Below are 1,290 nucleotides of genomic sequence, written 5' to 3'. Positions count from 1 at the left end.
GCTTTTGAAAAGGCAAAAAGGGTTTGAAGTTACCGTAAGATAGTGGAGCCTTTATAGTTGGTAGGTTATGGGTAAAAGGTTGAAGTCTTTTGTAGTAAGGCTCCACTATCTAAGGTTTCGTTTCCGGAAATGCGCTCACTGTGACCTCACATTCAGGGACGGAGATTTGATTGAAAAACATCACATAATACCACGCGCACAAGGTGGAAACGACCAACTCAATAACCTTGAACTACTCCACCTACATTGCCACGATGCAAAACACAGAACTAAAGTTACCGCAAAGCGTCACGAGTCGAATACAGACCCCTCTGAGCTGGATGATAACCCGTTTTAGTGTAGAGGTACCCAATGACAAGGAGATTCCTACGATGAGGAGCCGTATGACGGGAAACTATCACGTACGGTTTTGGAGACAAGCCAGATGTGAGGCGACTCCCTGGCTTAGTTTAATACCGTTCAAATTACTGGTCTGAGGGAACGCCATTTAGTGGCAACCAATAAAATAATGTCTCCTTCGTTGGTATTCAATGAGAAATACTGTCATCTATCTGTTCCATTTACTTGTAAGCCAGAAAAGAGAAAACCAAAGGCAAATGTAACAGCAGTCGATCTAGGAATAAACACGACTGCAACAATAGCAGTTGTTGCTCATGACGGCACTGTAATTCACCGTGAAGTGCGACTCGTTAGCTATAAACCTTACCTGCAAAGGTCGGGGGGACTAGCTGCTTGGTTCACCCGAACCATGATAACTTGGCAACCATGGAGGTGTAAATCCTCCCCTCGTGAAATCCGAGTGACAGCCTTACCCTGATTCATGAACATAACAAACTCATGGATTGATGCAAGGGTCAAATAGTGAAGCACTGCTAACCTAATGTGGTGTTAGTAACAGGCAAAGGACTCATGGGTACGCAAGGAAAGTACGTCTGAATCATCGTAAGGATTACGTAGTGAAATAGGCTGACTCACTACAGACAAACGTCAATGGAATACGGTTTGCAAGGTTTTCCCGTCTTGCGAAGATTTCCCACATGTTCCCGGTGAAAAAGTACTACCCTAAAAGTCCACAGAATGGTTGTCAGGAACGAGATAACCGCCATATGTACTCTCAGAAAGGTCGAACATTCTGAGTAGGTAGTTAGCCGCAAGTCATATGGTGGCAAGATTGAGTCAGAAGCTAATGCCTGGGGTAATGCCCAGGATATGCCAACAGACTCACGTTATAGGAAAAGATATAGATGTAAATAGTGATTAATATGTCTAAAACTAGGGGGTTCGCCCCAC

General features: G+C 44.2%; 1 protein-coding gene and 1 pseudogene. Both read left to right on the top strand.

The annotated features are described in order from the left end of the window. Positions 1 to 67 precede the first annotated feature (67 nt). Positions 68 to 337: an HNH endonuclease gene (locus F6K51_RS37495; protein ID WP_293031311.1), complete on the top strand. Its 270-nt coding sequence runs from the start codon at positions 68 to 70 to the stop codon at positions 335 to 337. A gap of 111 nt (positions 338 to 448) precedes the next feature. Then, positions 449 to 679: pseudogene (locus F6K51_RS37490) on the top strand (IS200/IS605 family accessory protein TnpB-related protein); the annotation flags it as partial. Positions 680 to 1,290: the final 611 nt, after the last annotated feature.

It is taken from the genome of Moorena sp. SIO3I8, assembly GCF_010692325.1.
GTDB lineage: Bacteria > Cyanobacteriota > Cyanobacteriia > Cyanobacteriales > Coleofasciculaceae > Moorena.
This window is presented reverse-complemented; position numbering and strand designations above follow the sequence as displayed.